Here is a 21,003-nt window from a genome sequence, read left to right as displayed (position 1 = left end):
TAAAAAATGAAAAAATGGTTATCTGTTTTAATGATTGCAGCTGTTGCATTATTTATTGCTGCCTGTGGATCTTCAGATGAAGGTAGCGAAGGATCTGATGAAGGAACAAAAACATTAAAAATTGGGGCATCTAACGTACCGCATGCTGAAATCCTTAATGAAGCAAAACCTTTATTAGAAGAAAAAGGAATTGAGCTGGATATCACAACGTTCCAAGATTATATTGTACCGAACCAAGCGTTAGAGGGTGGCGATATTGATGCGAACTATTTCCAACATATCCCTTATTTAGAATCTCAAATGGCTGAAAATGATTATGATTTTGTTAATGCTGGTGGTGTTCATATCGAGCCAATTGGTGTTTATTCACAAGAATATGATAGCTTAGATGATCTTCCAGAAGGAGCAACAGTTATTATGAGTAGCTCTGTACCTGACCATGGTCGTATTTTGACAATGTTAGAAAAGGAAGGTTTGATTACACTAAAAGCTGATGTCGATAAAACGACAGCGACAATTGATGATATTGAGGAAAATACGAAAAATCTAAAGTTTGATACGGAGTATGAAGCAGCACTTCTTCCACAAATATATAATAATGGAGAAGGTGACGCAGTTCTAATTAACTCTAACTATGCAATTGATGCTGGCTTAAATCCAGTGGAAGATGCAATTGCACTTGAAGAAAGTGATTCTCCATATGTGAATGTAATCGCAGTTAGAGCTGGGGATGAAGACAAAGAAGAAATAAAAGCACTACTAGAAGTATTACACTCTGAAGAAATCCAAAGTTTCATTGAAGAACAATATGAAGGTGCAGTTGTACCTGTTACTGAATAATAGAAATTTATTAAAGAAGTCTACTTAGTTGTAGGCTTCTTTTTTTTGTAAGGCGATGTAAAAGATACATTCCACTGAGTCAATCACCTTTTGGGGCTAACTAGGACAATTGATGGAGATAAGGTAGATGGCTTTTGAAGAATCCCTGAATTGATTTGATAGAAACAAGAAGTGAGGAAAATTTGTATTATTAAGAAAGAAAATAATAAATATAATTTACAAGCTTTTCCCCATGATCGGTTTTCAGCGTACATCAAGGTTAAGGATACGAAAAATTGCTAATAAAAGCGGCTTGCGAACGAGAGAGAAAATTGCAAAGATAGCAGAACAAAAACCGATTAGATCGTATATCAGAAGTTGAAAATAAAAATCTTAATAAAAAACAAATAATAATTCTCTGTATATTGCTTAATCTTACAAAGGTGACCTTAACTGTTGATTAGAGGTGTTTTGCACAGACAAAATAGTCATTCCTAACTTTTGTATGAGTAAAGGTGAATATTTGTAAGTATTGACCCATGAATTTATGAATGAAAGAGGTGGATAAAACCAATCACGATAAATTCAGTAAAAAAGCGTATTTTCGTGTTTTATCGTGTTTGAGTCGGGTAAGTTTATAGTGTAGTATTTTTATTGTAATCATTATAACGCTTTAAACGGCGAAAATTTGAAAGGATTGATTCATTATTAGTCAGCTACAGCTGAATTACACAAGCGAAATGGAAAAGGCCATGCACGGAGCATATGGAGTAGGTTATGAAACGTATTGCCAAAGACAGGATGTAAGGATGCGCGTAGAAAAACAGCGTGAAAAAGATTACTTAAAGAGTCAAAGAATTGTTGCCGATATCGAACGTAAAGCACATGCTTAAATAAAGAGGAGAGCTGTCAGTTAGACGGCTCTTTTTGTATATAATAAATGAAATTGAGATTTAATTACGTCAATGTTAAGGTGGCGTGAAACCATATATTGTGTAAAAATCTGGTTTCTTTTGTTTATATAATTGCTTATGAACAAGATGATTATGCCGATTTTAATTTGGACATAAATGCAAGTAGAAAAGAACTTAACAATAAGTCATATATAAATAGAAGAAAAATGAGTTATTTTCGCTAAATTTAGTGTAGAATAATGGATGGTGATAGGTTTACAACATATACATAGTGGAAATATCGTCTAATATGTGCAAAGAGTTGATATCACATTTAATTTGTTATAAGATTGTAATGAGAATAAAGTGAGAATTAAACTAGAAATGAGATTTGACTTAACAGTGCAAATCTTTTTTATTACGGAGGTATAAACATGGCATCTACATTAACAATTAAAGACCTTCATGTTGAAATTGAAGGAAAAGAGATTTTAAAAGGTGTTAACCTTGAGATAAAGGGTGGAGAAATCCACGCAATTATGGGTCCTAACGGAACAGGTAAATCAACATTATCTTCCGCAATTATGGGACATCCGAAATATGAAGTAACAAAAGGAAGTATTATTTTAGATGGTGAAGATGTACTTGAAATGGAAGTAGATGAGCGCGCGCGCGCAGGTCTATTCCTAGCAATGCAGTACCCAAGTGAAATCAGTGGCGTAACAAATGCAGATTTTTTACGTTCCGCAATTAATAGCCGTCGAGAAGAAGGCGAAGAGATTTCTCTAATGAAATTCATTCGTAAAATGGATAAAAACATGGAGTATCTTGAAATGGATACAGATATGGCCCAACGTTACTTAAACGAAGGCTTCTCTGGTGGGGAGAAAAAACGTAATGAAATCCTACAGATGATGATGATTGAGCCTAAAATTGCGATTCTTGATGAAATTGATTCTGGATTAGATATCGATGCATTGAAAGTCGTTTCTAAAGGGATTAATGAAATGCGCGGTGAGGAATTTGGTTGCTTAATTATTACTCACTATCAACGTCTATTAAACTACATCACGCCTGATCACGTGCATGTAATGATGCAAGGTCGTGTCGTTAAGTCTGGTGGACCAGAATTAGCACAAAGACTAGAAGCTGAAGGTTATGACTGGATTAAAAAAGAATTAGGTATTGAAGACGAATCAGTTGAGCAAGAAGCGTAAGAGTTAGGAGGATCACTATGTCAACAGAAATAAAGTTACCATTTGATAAAGAATACGTACATTCTTTTTCAAAAGATATGGGCGAGCCTGCATGGATGACAGATCTCCGTGTAAACGCACTGGAGAAAGCTGAAGATCTTCCAATGCCTAAGCCTGATAAAACAAATATTTCAAAATGGAATTTCACTCAATTTGATAAGCATATCGTGGGAAGTGAAGATTACTCTTCATTAACTGACTTGCCAGAAGAAGTAAGAAGCTTAATCAATTTAGAATCAGCTGACCAAAATTTATATATTCAGCGTAATAATCGTCCGGCATATATCTCTTTATCAAAGACAGTTCTAGATCAAGGTGTTATTTTCACCGACATCTTTACTGCTGCTAGAGAGCACGGAGATCTGTTACAAAAATATTATATGACAGATGGGGTAAAGGTTGACGAACATAAGTTAACAGCTTTACATGCTGCACTGATGAATGGTGGCGTATTTGTCTATATTCCTAAAAATGTAGAAATCAAAGAGCCACTACACTCTGTATTTATTCACGACGATCAAGAAGCAAACCTATTCAATCATGTATTATTGGTTGCTGAAGATAATAGTTCTGTTACTTATGTAGAAAACTACATTTCAACAATGGAAGAAAGCAAAGGCATTTTTAACATCATTTCCGAAGTTGTTGCTAATACAAATGCAAAAGTAACTTATGGAGCGGTAGACACTTTATCTGCTGGAACTATTGTATATGTGAATCGTCGCGGAGTTGCTGGCCGAGATGCACGTATTGAATGGGCATTAGGCTTAATGAATGATGGCGATACAGTATCTGATAATAAAACGAATTTAATCGGCGATGGTTCATATGGAGATATGAAAACAGTCGTTGTAGGTCGCGGGAAACAAACGCAAAACTTTACAACAAACATCGTACACTTTGGTAAAGCATCTGAAGGTTACATCTTAAAACATGGTGTAATGAAGGATGCAGCTACTTCCATCTTTAATGGAATTGGTAAAATTGAGCACGGAGCGACAAAGGCAAATGCAGAACAAGAATCTCGTGTATTAATGTTAAGCGAAAAAGCACGTGGAGATGCGAATCCAATTCTATTGATTGATGAAGATGATGTAACAGCTGGTCACGCAGCTTCTGTTGGTCGTGTCGACCCGTTACAATTATATTATTTGATGAGTCGTGGTATTTCACAAAAAGAAGCAGAACGCCTTGTTATTCATGGCTTCCTTGCTCCAGTAGTTAATGCTCTTCCTATCGAAGGGGTTAAAAAGCAATTAACAGCTGTGATCGAAGGGAAAGTTCAATAATGAATGCAAAAGAGATTCGCGAGCTATTTCCAATACTAAATCAAGAAGTCAATGGCCATCCATTAGTGTATTTAGATAGCGGTGCTACATCACAAAAACCAATTCAAGTGATTGAAGCGGTACAAAAATATTATCATAACGATAATTCAAATGTTCATAGAGGTGTACACACTTTAGGTACAAGGGCTACTGACGGCTATGAAGGCGCCAGAGAAAAAGTCCGCAAGTTTATCAGGGCAAAATCCACTGAAGAAATTATCTTTACTAGAGGAACAACGACTAGTATAAATAAAGTGGCTGCAAGCTATGCGAGAGCGAATCTTTCAGAAGGGGATGAGATTGTTATCTCCTATATGGAGCACCATAGTAATATTATTCCTTGGCAACAAGTGGCTAAGGAAACTGGTGCAACATTAAAATATTTACCATTACAAGAAGATGGAACAATTGCTCTGAGTGATGTTTCCGCTACAATTACAGACCAAACGAAAATTGTTTCTGTTACACTTGTATCTAACGTATTGGGTGTAATCAATCCTATTAAAGATATTGCCAAAATTGCTCATCAGCATGGAGCTGTAATGGTTGTTGATGCTGCACAAGGGGCACCGCATTTAAAAATTGATGTGCAAGATCTAGATTGTGATTTTCTTGCTTTTTCAGGACATAAAATGTGTGGACCTACTGGTATTGGTGTTCTTTATGGAAAGAAACAACTTTTAGAAAATATGGAGCCAGTTGAATTTGGTGGCGAAATGATTGATTTTGTCGGCTTATATGAGTCTACATGGAAAGAACTTCCGTGGAAGTTTGAAGGTGGCACACCAATCATTGCTGGAGCGATTGGACTAGGTGCAGCGATTGATTTCTTGGAAGAAATTGGTTTAGACCAAATTGAGGCTCATGAACATAAGCTTGCTGCTTATGCTTTAGAGAGACTTTCTGAAGTAGAAGGCATGAAAATTTTCGGTCCAAAAACAGCAGCAAATCGTGCAGGAATTGTTACATTTAATTTAGATGATGTTCACCCGCATGATGTGGCAACGGTATTAGACGCTGAAGGAATCGCTATTAGAGCGGGACATCATTGTGCACAGCCGTTAATGAAATGGTTGAAGCAATCAGCAACAGCTAGAGCAAGCTTCTATTTATATAACACAGAAGAAGATATTGATAAGCTTACAGCAGGGATTATTAAAACGAAGGAGTATTTCAGCGATGTCTTTTAATAACTTAGATACCCTCTATCGCCAAGTGATTATGGATCACTACAAGAACCCTCGAAACAAAGGCGTGCTTGAAGATGATAGCTTAACAGTTAATATGAATAATCCGACTTGTGGAGATAGAATTCAGTTAACCTTAAAGCTCGAAGATGGGAAAGTCGCTGATGCCAAATTTGAAGGTGAAGGCTGTTCTATCTCAATGTCATCGGCATCTATGATGACACAGGCGATTAAGGGAAAAACAAAGGAAGAAGCAGTAAAGCTATCTCATATTTTTTCTGATATGATGCTTGGGAAAGATTATGACGACGATATCGATTTGGGTGATATTGAAGCACTTCAAGGTGTTTCCCAATTTCCGGCACGTATTAAGTGTGCGACACTAGCGTGGAAGGCGATGGAAAAGGGAATGAACGAGGAAGATACAGCTAAGTAGTCATAGAGTTGTGACGTTAAAATAAATCATGGTGAAGGATTTTTCTAACCATAAGAATGGAGGAATACGAAATGGCAAAAAAAGCACCTGAAATCGGCGATTACAAGTATGGATTTGCCGATAAGGACATTTCCATTTTCCGGTCAAAACGCGGTTTAACTAAAGAAATCGTGCAAGAGATTTCTAAAATGAAGGAAGAGCCTCAATGGATGCTTGACTTCCGATTAAAATCTTTAGAGCACTTCTACAATATGCCAATGCCTCAATGGGGTGGCGATCTATCAGCACTAAACTTTGATGAGATTACGTATTATGTAAAACCATCTGAGAAAACAGAGCGTTCTTGGGATGAGGTACCTGAAGAAATCAAACAAACTTTTGATAAGTTAGGTATTCCAGAAGCGGAGCAAAAATATCTTGCTGGGGTTTCAGCTCAATACGAATCTGAGGTTGTTTACCATAATATGCAAGAGGATCTTGAGTCAAAAGGAATTGTCTTTAAAGATACAGATTCTGCCCTACGTGAAAACGAAGATATTTTCCGTGAGCACTGGGCAAAGGTAATCCCACCGACAGATAATAAATTCGCTGCATTAAACTCAGCCGTATGGTCTGGTGGTTCATTCATCTACGTTCCTAAAGGAATTAAAGTAGACACACCATTACAAGCTTACTTCCGTATTAACTCTGAGAATATGGGTCAGTTCGAGCGTACGTTAATCATTGTAGATGAAGGCGCACATGTACACTATGTTGAAGGTTGTACAGCACCTGTTTATACAACAAATTCACTGCATAGTGCCGTAGTTGAAATTATCATCAAAAAAGGCGCGTATTGCCGTTATACAACAATTCAAAACTGGGCAAATAACGTGTTTAACCTCGTTACAAAACGTGCAGTTTGTGAAGAAAATGCAACAATGGAATGGATTGATGGTAACATCGGATCCAAACTAACGATGAAATATCCAGCCGTTATTCTTAAAGGTGAAGGCGCTCGTGGTATGACATTGTCCATCGCATTAGCAGGTAAAGGACAACACCAAGATGCAGGTGCGAAAATGCTACACTTAGCACCTAATACATCTTCGACAATTGTCTCTAAATCAATTGCTAAACAAGGTGGTAAAGTAACTTACCGTGGAATTGTTCAATTTGGACGTAAAGCAACTGGCGCACGTTCAAATATTGAATGTGATACATTAATTATGGATAATCAGTCAACTTCTGATACGATTCCTTATAATGAAATCATGAATGACAATATTTCATTAGAGCACGAAGCAAAGGTATCTAAAGTATCTGAAGAACAACTATTTTATCTAATGAGCAGAGGTATTTCTGAAGAAGAGGCAACAGAAATGATTGTTATGGGCTTCATCGAACCATTTACAAAAGAACTTCCAATGGAATATGCTGTTGAAATGAACCGTCTTATCAAGTTCGAGATGGAAGGTTCAATTGGATAAATGCTTAAAACCCTTATTATTTAAGGGTTTTTTGTTTGGAGTGATAGAGGGAAAATACGTTCGTGCCGATTCAGATTATTTTCTCGTTTATTTTTAGTATATGAGGCGAACTTTTTTAGTTCGTCTTCTTTTTTTGAGTTTAAGTCAGGAGGTTATTTATGGTTTAATCAGTCATGCTACTTTTTCATAATTGTCTACAGAGTGAGATGCATGCAAGGAATTTCCCCACCCAAAAACAGCAAGTCGTTCGTTTATTGTCATAATTTTTGAATGTCGATTATGTTTTTAGGTTACTACGCTATTTTGGGAAGCCAAATGCATTTGAACTAACAACACGGTTGAAACAATAGAGTAGCAAATGCGTCTTATATACCTAGACCAGTAATTTGCTCATTATATTTTTCATTCCTCCATTCTATAGAAAAAATAGGCTTTCTATATGTATTTTTATGAAGGGCTGTCCACACGGGCAGTCCTTTTTACTTATATATTATAGAAAGGAGAGTGTTTTTATATGGTTAATGTGATAAAGCAGCTGGTATCTCAGGAAGTGGTTAATCAACGCTCTTATGGTAAAGGGAACAAAATTCAATATATAACACCACATCAAACAGGAAATATGGGAATCGGAGCAAATGCACAGATGCATGCTAATTTACAGTCGAACTTAAATTCAAGACAAGCTAGTTGGCACTACCAAGTGGATGATCGCATGGTAATTCAGTCATTTGAAGATGATGTGATGTGCTGGGCAGCAGGAGATGGGCGAGGTCCGGGGAATACGGCGTCGATTCATATTGAAATGTGCATCAATGCCGATGGAGATTATGAACAGACAATCAATAATGGAGCAGCATTAGTCAAAATGTTGATGGACAAGTATGGGTTGGATCGGAGTAGAATTAAACAACATCACGATTGGTCAGGGAAAAACTGCCCAGCACAATTGCGCGCGGGTTATAAGGGCATTACATGGGAGGATTTTTTGAATAAAGTAGATGGGGTGCAGGAAGAGGAAAATTTCGGATCCCCTTCCCCCGGTCCTAATCAGCCGAAACCAAAACCAAAACCGGTTGAGAATGGAAATAGTATTGTCGACTATCTTAACGCACAAGGGATCGACTCATCTTTCAAGAATCGAGCAATATTAGCAAAGCAATATGGGATGAATAATTATCAAGGTACGGCGGCGCAAAACATTGCTTTATTAGAAAAAATCAAAAAAGGAGTGCCGAAGAAGCCACAAATAGCCCCGAAAGCGAATCTGAATGTGGACGGAAAATGGGGAAAATCAACAACGAGAGCACTACAAAAAGCACTTGGTACTCCTGTTGATGGTATCATCAGTAATCAGCCGAAAAATAGTGTAACGAATGCCTTCTATGATGGAACGATTCACTTTGCTAGTGGAAAACAAGGAAGTCCGATGGTAAAAGCATTACAACGAATGATTGGTGCAAATCCTGATGGTTTTATGGGTCCTCATACAGTAAGAGCGTTACAAATATATTTGGGGACGGTTGTTGATGGTGTACTAAGTCGTCCATCCCTCGTTGTAAAAGAAATGCAACGACGACTAAATGCAGGAACTTTTGTTAAATAAATGAAGATAAAATAAAAAGCAAGGTTACTTTAATGGAAGTATTCACCTTGCTTTTTTTATATTATTGCATAGAGAAATTCAATTGACTTGTATATCCAAAGAATAAAGATCCTTAATAGAATAATCATTTTTCCTTAGAGTTCGCCGTTTTCATGTTTGTATGTGAAGCTTGACCAATCTGTAGTCCCTATCTTTCTTAATTCAATAGCAGCTTCCTCAGGTGTCATTTGAAAAGAGTCATATACCCATTCAGCCAGAAAGCCAACTGTGCCATAGCTAGAAAAGGAGGCGTAACTTTTATGGTTATAGACATGCATTAATGCTGCAGATAGTTCTCGTGATAATTGGTGAATGAATTGTGGGTTTTTTAACTGTTCTTTATAAAAAGATTGATAAGAAAAGACATGATTACATATATCCTTGGTTGTTTCTTCAACCTTTAAATGGGGATGGTGCATTTTTTTAGCTTGAGGATAAAAGGCTAAAAATTCGTTGATAATGTCCTTTGAGAGTTGCTCAAGCAAATCATATTTATCATAGTAATAGACATAGAAGGTAGAGCGACTAATGCCTGCTCTTTTTACAATCTCTTTTACTGTTATAGAAGAGAATGTCTTTTGATGTAATAGCTCTAGTAGTGCTGTGATGATATAAGCTTTTGCAGATGTATTTTGTAGCATTGCTTCCTCATCTCCTTAAATTGGACATTTAGTGTGAAAATGTCGTTTGTTTGTATTGGCTTGTTTTTTTACAATTATAAGTGATAGTAAATTGAAGTATAACGGAGGGGAACATAAGTGACAAATGTTCATGTAATAACTGGTGGTACAGGTGGCATGGGAAAAGCGATTGCAGAAGCGTTAAACAAGGAAGATATCTATTTGCTCGCCGATGTGAATGAAGAGAGATTAAAACAGACCCAGCAAGAGTTAAATGACAAAGGAATCGCTCAAGTACATTATCAAACAGTAGATATAACAGATCAAGAAAATGTTCGAGCATTGGTGCAAAAGGCTGATTCATTAGGTGAGTTAAAGTCCATCATCAATACAGCTGGATTATCACCGACGATGGCTGATGCGAAAAGAATTGTTGATGTTAATTTAAAAGGAACAAGTATCATTTTAAATGCCTTCTATGAAATCGCACAAAAAGGGACAGTTGCCGTCTGTATTTCCTCAATGAGTGGACATATGGTGCCAAAGGAAGGGCCGTATAGCGAAATACTAAAGGCGCCGTTAGCTGAAGATTTACACAAGAAGATGGAGCCTTTCTATCAAACGAATTCTGGTGCTGCCTATAGCTTTTCGAAATTAGGTGTTTTATTAATTGTAGAAGACCAAGCATGGAAGTGGGGACAGAAAGGGGCGCGAATTGTTTCTGTTTCTCCAGGTACGATAAATACACCAATGGGTAGACAGGAAGCTAGTCAATCTGAGCAAATGAAGATGTTACTAGAAAAAACACCTTTGCAGCGTGAAGGAGAATCAACTGAAATTGCTTCAGCCGTTGCGTTTCTAGTGAGTGATGCTGCAAGCTATATTACTGGAACTGATTTAAGAGTCGATGGTGGCACTGTCGCTAACCTAAAATAAAAAAGAAACCCTGCTGAATAGACTTTCATCAGCAGGGTTTCTTTATTGACTGTATCAACATTGACTAGTGTTTCGGTGAAAATTGCTGAAAAACCGTTTTTGTTGGTTCAGGGTATATTTCTTTTCCAGCAATTGAATTGATGATTTTTAGATTTCTTAGAACAGATAGGCCTAGATTTGTTGCACTAGCCCCGTGAGAATGCTCGATATTGGTTAAGGTATAGATATGATTTGTTTTCTTTTTCTTAAAGTCAATTTGATAATTTTCCGTTACTTTGAATCGTTTATTGTCTTCCCAAATAATTTCATCGGCAAATTGTGATAACCAATTCGGTAGGGCGGGTTTATAACCAGTTGCTAAGACGACCTTTTCCGTTTGATGAGTAAATTTTTTCTCCTGCTGCCATTGTTGACAATGTAGATGGTACGTCTTCTCTATTTTCTCTATTTTCTTCGCTTCTGTTAAGGGTTGGATAGTTACATTGAGTTTTTCTCCACTAATAGAACGATGGTAAAGCAGATTATAAATTTTCTTTAAAGTTTCGGGGTCAATGCCATTCCGTAGTTGATTTAAAGAATCTAATGCTTCTAGACGATGGTCAAAATCAAGTTGATGGAAATAATGAATATATTCAGGTGAGAAAAATTCTTTCCCTAATTTGGCATCTTCTTTTTGAAAAAGGCCTGAAGATCTTGTAAACCATGTTAGTTCATAATCGTGGTTTTTCTGATCCATCAATAAGTCGTAAAAAATCTCAGATGCACTTTGACCAGAACCGATCACAGTGACTGAATGCCCACTTTTCAATTGCTTCTCATGAAACAAATACTCACTTGAGTGACTAATATCATTGTTTGGCCAATCTCCATCTAATCCCTTTGGAACCATTGGTATACTGCCAGTTCCGATAATGAGATTCTTTGTTAAATAGTTGGATACTTCTTTTTTTAGTAGATTCTCTACAGTTACTTGATAAAGATGATCTTTTGTTTCTATCACATTTGTTACACGATGGCTGAAATAACAATGTGATAATTGATGGGCTACCCAACTACAATAGTCACTATATTCTTTGCGCGGAATGTTGAATTGGTTGAAAAAGTAGAACGCATATAAGCGCTCATGAGTATGTAAATAATTGATAAATGTATATGGACTAGTTGGATCGGCAAATGTTACTAAATCAGCTAAAAAGGGTGTCTGTAAATCTGTGCCCTCTATAAGCATACCTGGATGCCATACAAACTCCTCTTCTTGTTCAAAAAATAATCCATCTATCTCTTTAACTCGATCAGTTAAAGCTGCAAGACTTAAATTAAAAGGCCCTAAGCCAATGCCAATAAAGTCATAAACGACAGGTGTGCCCAATAGTATCCCTTCTTCCGTTAATAGGTGAAATATCTATTCTGTATTTTCCCTTCCTCTCATATATTCTAAACATAGAGAAATGTTCTGTAGGTTTAAGTGTTTTTTTTTCTGGGGTATGTAAGAGTATCGAACAAATACACAACAGAAAGGACAATGTAAAATGCTCTGGACGATTATCGGTATTTTAATTATTTTATGGATTTTGGGATTTAGCTTTGATGTCGCAGGAGGACTTGTCCACCTATTATTAGTTATTGCACTCGTCGTTTTATTATTCCAATTAATTACTGGAAGACGTAGACCTTAACGGGACATCTGAGGGTAAATAATATAAGAACGAACGCCCACCTTAATGAAGGTGGGCGTTTTCATTGTGTCGTTTGATTGAAGAAATGTTCATTCAAGATATGATATCGATTATATACGATTTTATTAAAGATAAGAGCATTTAAAATGATTAAAGAATGAATAGTAGTGTGAGCAATAAAATAGTGTATTGCCAAACGCTATTTTTTACATTAAAATGAGAATGATTATCATTGTTGAAAGGTTAAAATCAAATTAAATTCTCAAATGATTAGCTTTTAATATTTCGGAATTTTCTTCACTTTGAATGAGATTGCTGTGATAATTAATTTTTTTGGAAATGGAGCTTTGATTAATGAAGAAATTATATTTTATTATGCTTTTATTTGTACTCGTTTTAGCTGGTTGTATGCAAAAGGAAGAAGAGAGTAATAGTGGAGAAGAGAATAATAATAGTAATCAAACGATTGTCATTGAAGATGCGTCAGGTGAACGCAGCTTTGAAGGAGTTCAGGAGAAAGTAGTTGCTCTTGAATGGAGCGTTGCTGAAGAGTTATTAGCTGTTGGTGTACAACCAGCTGCAGTAGCTGATGTAGAGGGGTTTAATAAGTGGGTAACAATTGATGCTAAATTAGATGAAAGTGTTGTGGATATTGGTTTAAGAACAGAACCAAATATTGAAGAAATAGCAAAGTTAGAGCCCGATGTGATTATTGGTATGGAATATCAAGAACAGTTTAAAGCGGACCTTGAAAAAATAGCTCCTGTAGTGATTTTTGATAGTTCTACAGAGGAAGCTCAAAAAGACTTATATGCTTACATGTTACATACATTAAAGCAGACAGGTAAGCTAGTAGGTAAAGAACAAGAGGCTGACGAGGCAGTTGCTCATTTAGAGGAAAAAATGGCAGAAGCGAAAGAGAATATATCTGCAGCTCAATTAAAGACAAATGAATTTGTTTTTACACAAGCTTATTCTGCGAATCAAGCCCCGACCTTTCGATTATTTACAGAAAACTCGACGGTGAGCCATACACTTGAAGGTATAGGATTGACAAATAAAATACAGGATCAAGATCCACAGCCGAGTGGTTTTATTACAACAAATGTAGAGGGTGTATCTAAGTACTAAGAAGCTATATTTCTTCATACTGTACAAAAAGATGATCCGTTATTTAGTAATTTAGAAGGAAACAAAGCTTGGAACTCTTTATACTTTGTAGAAAATGATTTGATGTACGATGTAGGCGCAGGTGTGTGGACGTTTGGTAGTGTTCTTTCAATGGAAACTTTAGTTGATCATGTTGAAGAGACATTAGTGAAGTAATGTTATGAGAGTTAAACCCTTTCTATTATTTGCGGCATGTGTGCTCTTGTTTATTATTCTTGGTCTCATCCACTTGAGCCAAGGACAAGCTTCAACAGGCTTACTCAGCTTTTGGATGGAAGTATGGGATAATGAGCAGGAACTGAATTTTCTCCTTTATAGTAGAATGCCGAGGTTTTTAATTGGTTGTTTAGTTGGAGCTGCACTTGCCGTAGCAGGGATGTTATTACAAACAATGACAAGAAACCCACTCGCAAGTGCAAGTACACTAGGCATTCATGCAGGAGCATTTTTCTTTGTTGTTCTTTTTTCCATTTTCTTTCCTTCTATAAAGGGTGCCTTTCCATTTTTGGTGACGATGCTTGGAGGAATCATAGCAGCTTTAATTGTTAGTTTTTTAGTAGGTAGAGCATTGGATCCTATTAGAATCGCATTAACTGGATTGATAGTAACAATGTTGTTTTCTTCATTTACTAGTGCCCTGCAGCTTTTATATGAAAATGAAGTGTCCGGGTTGTTTTTATGGGGAGCGGGAACATTGTTACAGCTTGATTGGAGTGGCGTTCAATTTGCTTTGCCATGGGTTCTCTTCACTCTTCTTTTTGCCTTTATAATAGGTCATCGTTTTGACGCTTTACTGTTGGGGGAAGATGTAGCTGTAGGATTAGGACAAAATGTGATGATAAGTAAATTAATAGGTTGGGGCATTGCAATTATATTAGCTGCTGTCTCTGTTACAGTAGTAGGCCCAATTGGCTTTGTTGGTATTATGGCTCCACATATTGTTCGTTTAATGGGATTTAGAAAGCATCGATCCATGCTAATAGGAAATATAGTGGTCGGTGCAGGCTTACTCATATGTGCTGACATCTTTGTTCGTATGATATCTAGTATGTCTGAGTTACCTGTAGGAGCAATGACGGCCATTATAGGAGCACCTTGGTTAGTCTATTTAGCCTTAAAGGTAAGTAGGAAAACGAGAACTGCTGGAGGAGCATTAGAGGGGAAAGTGCGAATTAAGCATGTTAAAAGATTTTATCTCCTCATATCTCTCGCCGTTCTTGGATTAGTAGGGTTTAGCCTTTCGTTTGGGGGAACAAGTTTCACTAGTCTTTTAGAATTGCCAAGAGAATTGATGTATAATACCTTCGTTTGGGATTTTCGCTTGCCTCGAGTGGTTGTCAGCTTCGGAATTGGTATGATGATGGCGGCTAGCGGTTTAATGATGCAGACTGTTTTACGAAACCCACTTGCTGACGCTTCTGTTTTAGGTGTGACTTCAGGTGCAAGTGTAGTGGCGATGTTGGTTCTCATTGTTTTTCCACAAGCCCCCTTTGTCCTTATTCCAATTGGTGCATTAATTGGTGCACTTATCACAATGGGAATTGTATTGTTTATTAGTGCGCGGAGCGGTTATCAACCGATGATTCTATTATTAATGGGTGTTGCTGTATCCGCGGTAGGTTCTGCTATTATACAGATTTTATTAGTACGTGCGAACCTTCATGCATCACAAGCTTTAACATGGCTTGCTGGTAGCACCTATGGGACAAGCTGGAGTGATCTAGTAATTGTGATGATAACATCGTTACTACTATTTCCGGTTATTCTCTATATGGCCAATACATTCGAGATCTTATCATTGAGTGATGAACTATCCATTGGTTTAGGTGTGAAAACAAGTAAAATGCGTATGTTTATGATTATACTAGCTGTTATGTTGTCAAGCATCAGTGTATCAGTGGTTGGGGCAATTGGGTTTATCGGTTTACTAGCTCCACATATTGCTAGACAACTGGTCGGTCCGAAGCTACTACAATTACTGCCATTAACCATAGTAATTGGCGGGATTTTACTTATTTCAGCTGATTTTCTTGGAAGAGTCGTTTTAGCTCCGAAAGAAATACCTGCTGGAATAATTGTTTCTTTAATTGGTGCACCATACTTACTTTATTTATTGAAAAAAACGAACAAAATCAAAGCGAGTTAACCTGTTTAATAAAAAATAATCTGAACAATGGTTCGGGTTATTTTTTTTTCTTTTTAACTCATAGTAAAAAACGAATATCTGATTTATACCATTTCCATAAGTTACTTTTTCTATATGCTTTTCCTTATTACTGTGTAAGGGTTCCTTTTTCGATACCGATGAACAATCACAAAATAAGAAAATGGGCCAATGAAATGTTCTAAGAATCTTCTTTTCTGTTTTGACTGATTCTTTTTCACTTATTTCATTGCCCTTCTTGTTTATGGTTATATCCTTTAGGTAAAATAATCAGTATGAAGATTATTGGTAGATGAGGTGATGGAATGATTAGGATTGGTTTAACTGGATGGGGAGATCATGACAGCCTATATACGGAGCGTATATCTAACCGAGATAAACTATTAGAATATGGCGCTCATTTTCCAACAGTTGAGGTAGACGCTTCCTTTTATGCCGTACAGCCAGAAAGGAACGGGGAAAAGTGGGTGAGGGAAACGCCTGCTTCATTTAAATTTGTTGTGAAAGCTTATCAGGGGATGACGGGGCATCAAAGGGGGGAGATTCCTTTTGAGACAAAGGAAGAAATGTTTGCTGCTTTTAAAGCGTCGCTTGCCCCTTATATAAGAGAAAATAAGTTAGCGATGGTCCTATTTCAATTTCCACCGTGGTTTAATTGTAAAAAGGAAAACGTGCAATATTTACGCTGGTGTAAACAGCAAATGGGAGAAATACCATGTGCTGTTGAATTTCGTCATCAGTCTTGGTATCAAGATGCGTTTATAGAAGGTACTTTAAATTTTATCAAGGAAGAGAAATGGATACATACCGTTTGTGATGAACCACAAGCAGGGGAGGGGTCTGTTCCAATTGTGATGCATACTTGCGGTAATCCAATTGTACTAGTCCGCTTGCACGGTCGTAATGTTCATGGATGGCAAAATAAAAAACAACCAAATTGGCGTGAAGTTCGCTATCTATACCGTTATAATCACCAGGAATTATTGGAGTGGGCAGAGCGATTAAAGCAATTACAAAAAGAGGCGAAGGAGGTCTATGTACTATTTAATAATAATTCTGGTGGTGACGCAGCGGATAATGCGAAGGAAATTCTAGAAATATTAGGAATTGAATATGAGGGATTAGCTCCAAAACAACTCGGTTTATTTTAACTAATGAGTACACCGAATCTCTACCTATAACATAAATTGTTAAAGGGAAGGGGGGACGGTCATGGTTGAATTAAAGCCTGTTATTTTGGATGGTCATACGTTTATGACTGTATCCGTTGAGCTGCCAAAAACTAATTTGTTAGTCGTATCAAATGATAAAGGATATATCATGTGTGGTGCATTAGACGTTGCGTTATTAAATGAAAAATTAAAAGATCGCCATGTCATTGCTGGTAGAGCAGTAGGGGTAAAAACGATTCAACAGCTAATAGATGCACCACTTGAATCAGTCACTTTTGCTGCAGAGGAATTAGGCATTAAAAAAGGGATGATCGGTAGAGAAGCGCTATTAAGAATGGTATAGGTTATAGTATCCTACTATATCTTAAAAATAATAAATTTATGAATATTTTAGGTTTTGATAGAGTTTTGCATAAATAATTATATTTTGATATAATGTATAACAATTGAATAATGCCTTATCAATCCGATGGGGTAGAGGCGCAAATCATCATTAGTAATCAATGTGAGGATGACAACAGTGAACTTTGATAAAAGGGAGATTTGCCGAAGCAAATAGGTACGTCAATATTTATTTGTTGGGGTTGCTCTTAATAGGAGTAACACTGTCATTATGGAGGTATATTAACCATAATGGGGAGCTACAGTCGTGATGGAGAATAACGTTACTTCTTGAAGGGTAATGATAGAATCTCTATCGTTACTCTTTTTTTATTATCAATTAAGGATCAAAGAAAAGTGGAGGATACCTTTCTCTGATCGTTAATTGATATGAGACGCATTCGTTCATGTCTATAGCTCCTATACTAATAGGAGGTCTTTTTATGACAGGTACATTTATTTCTGTGCTGCCACCTTTGGTAGCGATGCTTTTGGTTATACTAACAAAAAGGGTGATTCTCTCCCTTGGTTTAGGGGCGTTAACAGCAGCTATCATAATTGGAGGATATCAACCGCTAGATACGCTACAAATATTTTTCTCGTCGTTTATAGCACTTTTTATAACAGATGAAGGGTTAAATACTTGGAATATATTCATTCTATTATTCTTACTTATTCTTGGTAGCATTACTGCATTTATTTCACTATCGGGTGGTAGTCGTGCCTTTGGTGAATGGGCAATGAAGCGTGTGAAAACGAGAGTGGGTGCACAGTTATTAACCGTAGTTTTAGGTATGATTTTGTTTATAGATGATTATTTTAATGCGCTAACAGTTGGACAGGTATCTCGACCTGTTACCGATCGACAAAAAGTATCACGTGTAAAGCTTGCTTATTTAATTGATTCAACATCCGCACCTTTATGTGTTATTTCGCCTATATCAAGTTGGGGAGCATCAATTATCGCCTTAATTGGCTCGATTTTAGTGTCTCATAAAATAACTGATTATAGTGCTTTCTCTGCTTTCATGCAAATCATTCCGTTAAATTTTTATGTGTGGGCGGCAATCATAATGGTGTTTATCATTGTTGTTGGGCAAATTGACTTTGGTCCGATGAAGAAACATGAGAAACAAGCTATTGAACAAGGAATTCTATTTGATAAGAAGAAACAGTTGAAAGACGAAGTTCAAGAAGAATTACCTATTAGTACGAAAGGGACTGTTGGTCATCTTGTTTGGCCAATCATTGTTTTATTTATTGGAACAGTGAGTATGATGGCTTGGACAGGCATTAATGGTGCAGAGGGGAATGTGTCGTTAGTATCCTTATTAGAAAACACAGATGTGGCCTTATCATTAATTGTCGGAGGATTATTGAGTTTAGCTGTTGCTTACGTACAATTTGCTCAAGTATTAAAGAAAGATGATAAACTAACGAGTAATTTTTATTTGAAAGCTACATGGGTTGGGATGAAATCTATGTTTGGATCAGTATTGATCTTAATTTTTGCCTGGTTACTCGGAGATTTGATTAGTCAACTAGGTACAGGGGAGTACTTGGCTAGCGTTATTAATCAATCGAATCTGAGTCATGATTTTATCCCTGTTATCCTATTTATTATTGCGGCACTTATGGCATTTAGTACAGGTACATCTTGGGGATCATTTGGCATTCTTCTTCCAATAGCTGGTGATATTGCTGTAGCTACAGATATATCCTTGCTGATTCCTGCAATGGCAGCTGTACTTGGAGGTGCAGTATTCGGAGATCATGCTTCACCGATTTCTGATACTTCTATTTTATCCGCCACAGGTGCAGGGAGTAATTTGATTGACCATGTCATTACACAGTTTCCTTATGCCTTTACAGCAGCTGTTGCTGCGGCCATCTCTTATATCATTTTGGGTGTAAGTGGAAGTGTAATCATTGCATTAGCTGCTTTGATTGTTATGATGGCGGGGATTTTCCTTGTTGTTAAAATGTTCGGTACAAAAACCGAGAAGATGATATAATAATTCTTTTGAACAATATAGGAAGGAGGGATGAACTCGTCGGTTCATTCCTCTTTTTCTATCCTACAAGTCTAAAATCACTACATAAGCAAAGTTATTTTACTTTATATAAAAGTAGCTAGTTATTTTTAATTGCTAATTATTAACAATTAACTGAACTACATTATACCTATCTACTATTAATTATTTTATGAATATAATGATAGAGTTTTACAAACAAAACATAGTAAAGAGAAACCCTTTAACGCTCTAAACTATTAATATATTTCTAAATATTAATATTATTCACAAAGATTGTTTTGACAGATGAATAAAATGATACTATACTATTTTTAGATTTATAGCAATTATCAGAAAAATATTACATTTTGGTTATTTTAGTCTACTTTTTTTTGTGTGGTATCTTTTCTTGTGGGGTTTATATGGGGGATTTGAACCATGCTCTTAGTTGTTGGAATAATCAAAAAAAGGGGGATCATTATGTTATTTAAAAAGAGAATGACCGCTGTTCTTTTAGCTTCTACCATAGGAGCTGCAGGTTTCCTTGCTGGCTGTGGTAGTGATAGTGCAGGTGGTGGTGAGTCTGGTGATACTGTCAAGATAGGTGCCAACCTAGAACTTTCTGGTGCAGTTGCCTCATATGGTGAAGGAATTGCTGAAGGAATCGAATTGGCTGTGGATGAAATTAATAAAGATGGTGGAATCGACGGTAAAGAGATAGAAATTGTAAAAGTAGATAATAAATCGGATGCAGCAGAAGCAACCAATGCAGCTATTAAATTAACGGAAAATGATGATGTCGTAGCTATTATTGGGTCTGCTACAAGTGGAAATACAGTTGCTCAAGCACAAGTGGCTAATAATTCAGAGACGGTATTGCTTTCTCCTTCAGGTACGAGTCCGAATGTAACAGTGAATGATGATGGAAGCTTAAATGATTTTGTATTCCGTACATCGTTTATTGATCCTTTCCAAGGAACAGTGGCAGCTAATTTTGCTGCCAATGAATTAGGAGTTAAAAATGTAGCTATCTATGCTGATAATGCAAGTGATTACGCAAAAGGTTTAGCAGCTTCCTTTAAAGAAACTTTCGAAGCAGCAGGTGGGAAAATAGTTGCCGAAGAATCTTATGTGGCGAAGGATACTGATTTCAGGTCCACACTTACAAGAATTAAATCAGCTAATCCCGAATTTATTTTTATCCCTGGTTATTATGAAGAAGTAGGACTTATTGTCAAACAAGGACGTGAAATGGGTATTGACGTACCGCTAATGGGTGCTGACGGTTGGGATTCACCAAAGCTAGTTGAATTAGCCGGAGGGGATTCCTTAAATAACACATTTATAACAAACCATTATTCTTCGGGTGATCCAGACGAGACAATTCAATCCTTTGTAACAAAGTTTGGTGAAAAATATAATGGCTCATCCCCGGATGCTTTTAATGCATTAGGTTATGACTCTGTATATATGTTGAAAGATGCCATGGAGCGTGCTGAAAGTACAAGTGATGCGAAGAAAATCAAAGATGCCTTATCTGAGACGAAAGATTTAACTCTTGTAACGGGTATCATTTCAGTTGATGAAGATCATAACCCAATTAAATCAGCTACTGTATTGGAATATAAGGATGGGGAGCAAGTCTTCAAAACGAAAGTAAATCCTTAAAATGAGGCTGTATTAAAATGGGAGGAGCGATTGGGCCTTCCATTTTTTTTATCAGATATGAAAGGGTAATTCCTGTTGTGATAGCTAATAATCTCATAGTCCAAGATTGCTCAGGGGCAATAGTTTTTTGAAATTAGCGTGTCAAAAATTACCTTATGAGGAGATATTCAG

The 21,003-nt window shown here is 36.7% G+C and carries 18 protein-coding genes and 1 riboswitch; of the genes, 16 read left to right on the top strand and 2 right to left on the bottom strand.

The window, feature by feature from the left end; translation table 11 throughout:
* Positions 1 to 6: 6 nt before the first annotated feature.
* The 8 genes from MKX83_RS19950 (at position 7) to MKX83_RS19915 (ending at position 8,991) form a co-directional block, all read left to right on the top strand.
* The gene (locus MKX83_RS19950) at positions 7 to 840 is read left to right on the top strand and encodes a MetQ/NlpA family ABC transporter substrate-binding protein (RefSeq protein WP_095371993.1); all 834 of its coding nucleotides are present in this window, start codon (positions 7 to 9) and stop codon (positions 838 to 840) included.
* A gap of 731 nt (positions 841 to 1,571) precedes the next feature.
* Positions 1,572 to 1,712 (top strand): hypothetical protein, encoded by a 141-nt coding sequence (locus MKX83_RS19945; protein WP_180316907.1) that lies wholly within the window; start codon positions 1,572 to 1,574, stop codon positions 1,710 to 1,712.
* A 434-nt stretch (positions 1,713 to 2,146) separates the two neighbouring features.
* Positions 2,147 to 2,929 carry a Fe-S cluster assembly ATPase SufC gene (gene sufC, locus MKX83_RS19940; protein ID WP_095371994.1) on the top strand — a complete coding sequence of 261 codons (783 nt, stop codon included), beginning with the start codon at positions 2,147 to 2,149 and terminating at the stop codon, positions 2,927 to 2,929.
* Positions 2,930 to 2,946: 17 nt separating this feature from the next.
* The gene (gene sufD, locus MKX83_RS19935; RefSeq protein ID WP_341057398.1) at positions 2,947 to 4,257 is read left to right on the top strand and encodes a Fe-S cluster assembly protein SufD; all 1,311 of its coding nucleotides are present in this window, start codon (positions 2,947 to 2,949) and stop codon (positions 4,255 to 4,257) included.
* The gene (locus MKX83_RS19930) at positions 4,257 to 5,486 is read left to right on the top strand and encodes a cysteine desulfurase (RefSeq protein ID WP_341057397.1); all 1,230 of its coding nucleotides are present in this window, start codon (positions 4,257 to 4,259) and stop codon (positions 5,484 to 5,486) included. The genes sufD and MKX83_RS19930 overlap by 1 nt, the downstream gene beginning before the upstream one ends.
* Positions 5,476 to 5,919: a Fe-S cluster assembly sulfur transfer protein SufU gene (gene sufU / locus MKX83_RS19925; RefSeq protein ID WP_095371997.1), complete on the top strand. Its 444-nt coding sequence runs from the start codon at positions 5,476 to 5,478 to the stop codon at positions 5,917 to 5,919. Before MKX83_RS19930 ends, sufU begins: the two co-directional genes overlap by 11 nt.
* Positions 5,920 to 5,990: 71 nt before the next feature.
* Positions 5,991 to 7,388, top strand: coding sequence for a Fe-S cluster assembly protein SufB (gene sufB / locus MKX83_RS19920; protein WP_095371998.1), 1,398 nt, complete (start codon positions 5,991 to 5,993; stop codon positions 7,386 to 7,388).
* A 514-nt stretch (positions 7,389 to 7,902) separates the two neighbouring features.
* Positions 7,903 to 8,991, top strand: coding sequence for an N-acetylmuramoyl-L-alanine amidase (locus tag MKX83_RS19915; RefSeq protein WP_095371999.1), 1,089 nt, complete (start codon positions 7,903 to 7,905; stop codon positions 8,989 to 8,991).
* A 134-nt stretch (positions 8,992 to 9,125) separates the two neighbouring features.
* On the opposite strand, the gene MKX83_RS19910 is transcribed toward MKX83_RS19915, so the two are convergent.
* Positions 9,126 to 9,671, bottom strand: coding sequence for a TetR/AcrR family transcriptional regulator (locus tag MKX83_RS19910; RefSeq protein WP_095372000.1), 546 nt, complete (start codon positions 9,669 to 9,671; stop codon positions 9,126 to 9,128).
* 117 nt (positions 9,672 to 9,788) lie between these two features.
* Between MKX83_RS19910 and MKX83_RS19905 the strand changes: the two genes are divergently transcribed.
* Positions 9,789 to 10,586, top strand: coding sequence for an SDR family oxidoreductase (locus tag MKX83_RS19905; protein WP_095372001.1), 798 nt, complete (start codon positions 9,789 to 9,791; stop codon positions 10,584 to 10,586).
* A 64-nt stretch (positions 10,587 to 10,650) separates the two neighbouring features.
* On the opposite strand, the gene MKX83_RS19900 is transcribed toward MKX83_RS19905, so the two are convergent.
* Positions 10,651 to 11,955: a lysine N(6)-hydroxylase/L-ornithine N(5)-oxygenase family protein gene (locus MKX83_RS19900; protein WP_341057393.1), complete on the bottom strand. Its 1,305-nt coding sequence runs from the start codon at positions 11,953 to 11,955 to the stop codon at positions 10,651 to 10,653.
* 160 nt (positions 11,956 to 12,115) lie between these two features.
* On the opposite strand from MKX83_RS19900, the gene MKX83_RS19895 reads away from it, so the two are divergent.
* The 7 genes from MKX83_RS19895 (at position 12,116) to MKX83_RS19865 (ending at position 20,832) form a co-directional block, all read left to right on the top strand.
* A complete protein-coding gene (locus tag MKX83_RS19895) occupies positions 12,116 to 12,262 on the top strand; it encodes a lmo0937 family membrane protein (protein WP_157733904.1) in 147 nt (48 codons plus the stop codon).
* Positions 12,263 to 12,616: 354 nt separating this feature from the next.
* Positions 12,617 to 13,393 carry an iron-siderophore ABC transporter substrate-binding protein gene (locus tag MKX83_RS19890; RefSeq protein WP_341057390.1) on the top strand — a complete coding sequence of 259 codons (777 nt, stop codon included), beginning with the start codon at positions 12,617 to 12,619 and terminating at the stop codon, positions 13,391 to 13,393.
* Positions 13,394 to 13,592: 199 nt separating this feature from the next.
* Positions 13,593 to 15,578 (top strand): iron ABC transporter permease, encoded by a 1,986-nt coding sequence (locus MKX83_RS19885; protein ID WP_341057383.1) that lies wholly within the window; start codon positions 13,593 to 13,595, stop codon positions 15,576 to 15,578.
* Between the two features lie 323 nt (positions 15,579 to 15,901).
* Complete coding sequence (locus MKX83_RS19880) at positions 15,902 to 16,747, top strand: DUF72 domain-containing protein (protein ID WP_095372005.1); 846 nt, start codon at positions 15,902 to 15,904, stop codon at positions 16,745 to 16,747.
* Positions 16,748 to 16,808: 61 nt separating this feature from the next.
* Positions 16,809 to 17,111, top strand: a complete 303-nt coding sequence (locus MKX83_RS19875; RefSeq protein WP_095372006.1) for a YunC family protein — start codon at positions 16,809 to 16,811, stop codon at positions 17,109 to 17,111.
* Between the two features lie 124 nt (positions 17,112 to 17,235).
* A riboswitch (Lysine riboswitch) is annotated at positions 17,236 to 17,420 on the top strand.
* 172 nt (positions 17,421 to 17,592) lie between these two features.
* Positions 17,593 to 19,164: a Na+/H+ antiporter NhaC family protein gene (locus MKX83_RS19870; RefSeq protein ID WP_095372007.1), complete on the top strand. Its 1,572-nt coding sequence runs from the start codon at positions 17,593 to 17,595 to the stop codon at positions 19,162 to 19,164.
* A gap of 480 nt (positions 19,165 to 19,644) precedes the next feature.
* Positions 19,645 to 20,832, top strand: a complete 1,188-nt coding sequence (locus tag MKX83_RS19865; RefSeq protein WP_095373607.1) for an ABC transporter substrate-binding protein — start codon at positions 19,645 to 19,647, stop codon at positions 20,830 to 20,832.
* Positions 20,833 to 21,003 lie beyond the last annotated feature (171 nt).

The sequence above is a fragment of the Cytobacillus sp. FSL M8-0252 genome, assembly GCF_038007345.1.
GTDB lineage: Bacteria > Bacillota > Bacilli > Bacillales > Cytobacillaceae > Cytobacillus > Cytobacillus kochii.
This window is presented reverse-complemented; position numbering and strand designations above follow the sequence as displayed.

Excerpts from the sequence above, each read along its gene's own strand:
- MKX83_RS19950 (WP_095371993.1), top strand. The coding sequence starts at position 7 with ATGAAAAAATGGTTATCTGTTTTAATGATTGCAGCTGTTGCATTATTT.
- MKX83_RS19945 (WP_180316907.1), top strand. The coding sequence starts at position 1,572 with ATGCACGGAGCATATGGAGTAGGTTATGAAACGTATTGCCAAAGACAG.
- sufC (WP_095371994.1), top strand. The coding sequence starts at position 2,147 with ATGGCATCTACATTAACAATTAAAGACCTTCATGTTGAAATTGAAGGA.
- sufD (WP_341057398.1), top strand. The coding sequence starts at position 2,947 with ATGTCAACAGAAATAAAGTTACCATTTGATAAAGAATACGTACATTCT.
- MKX83_RS19930 (WP_341057397.1), top strand. The coding sequence starts at position 4,257 with ATGAATGCAAAAGAGATTCGCGAGCTATTTCCAATACTAAATCAAGAA.
- sufU (WP_095371997.1), top strand. The coding sequence starts at position 5,476 with ATGTCTTTTAATAACTTAGATACCCTCTATCGCCAAGTGATTATGGAT.
- sufB (WP_095371998.1), top strand. The coding sequence starts at position 5,991 with ATGGCAAAAAAAGCACCTGAAATCGGCGATTACAAGTATGGATTTGCC.
- MKX83_RS19915 (WP_095371999.1), top strand. The coding sequence starts at position 7,903 with ATGGTTAATGTGATAAAGCAGCTGGTATCTCAGGAAGTGGTTAATCAA.
- MKX83_RS19910 (WP_095372000.1), bottom strand. The coding sequence starts at position 9,671 with ATGCTACAAAATACATCTGCAAAAGCTTATATCATCACAGCACTACTA.
- MKX83_RS19895 (WP_157733904.1), top strand. The coding sequence starts at position 12,116 with ATGCTCTGGACGATTATCGGTATTTTAATTATTTTATGGATTTTGGGA.
- MKX83_RS19890 (WP_341057390.1), top strand. The coding sequence starts at position 12,617 with ATGAAGAAATTATATTTTATTATGCTTTTATTTGTACTCGTTTTAGCT.
- MKX83_RS19885 (WP_341057383.1), top strand. The coding sequence starts at position 13,593 with ATGAGAGTTAAACCCTTTCTATTATTTGCGGCATGTGTGCTCTTGTTT.
- MKX83_RS19880 (WP_095372005.1), top strand. The coding sequence starts at position 15,902 with ATGATTAGGATTGGTTTAACTGGATGGGGAGATCATGACAGCCTATAT.
- MKX83_RS19875 (WP_095372006.1), top strand. The coding sequence starts at position 16,809 with ATGGTTGAATTAAAGCCTGTTATTTTGGATGGTCATACGTTTATGACT.
- MKX83_RS19870 (WP_095372007.1), top strand. The coding sequence starts at position 17,593 with ATGACAGGTACATTTATTTCTGTGCTGCCACCTTTGGTAGCGATGCTT.
- MKX83_RS19865 (WP_095373607.1), top strand. The coding sequence starts at position 19,645 with ATGTTATTTAAAAAGAGAATGACCGCTGTTCTTTTAGCTTCTACCATA.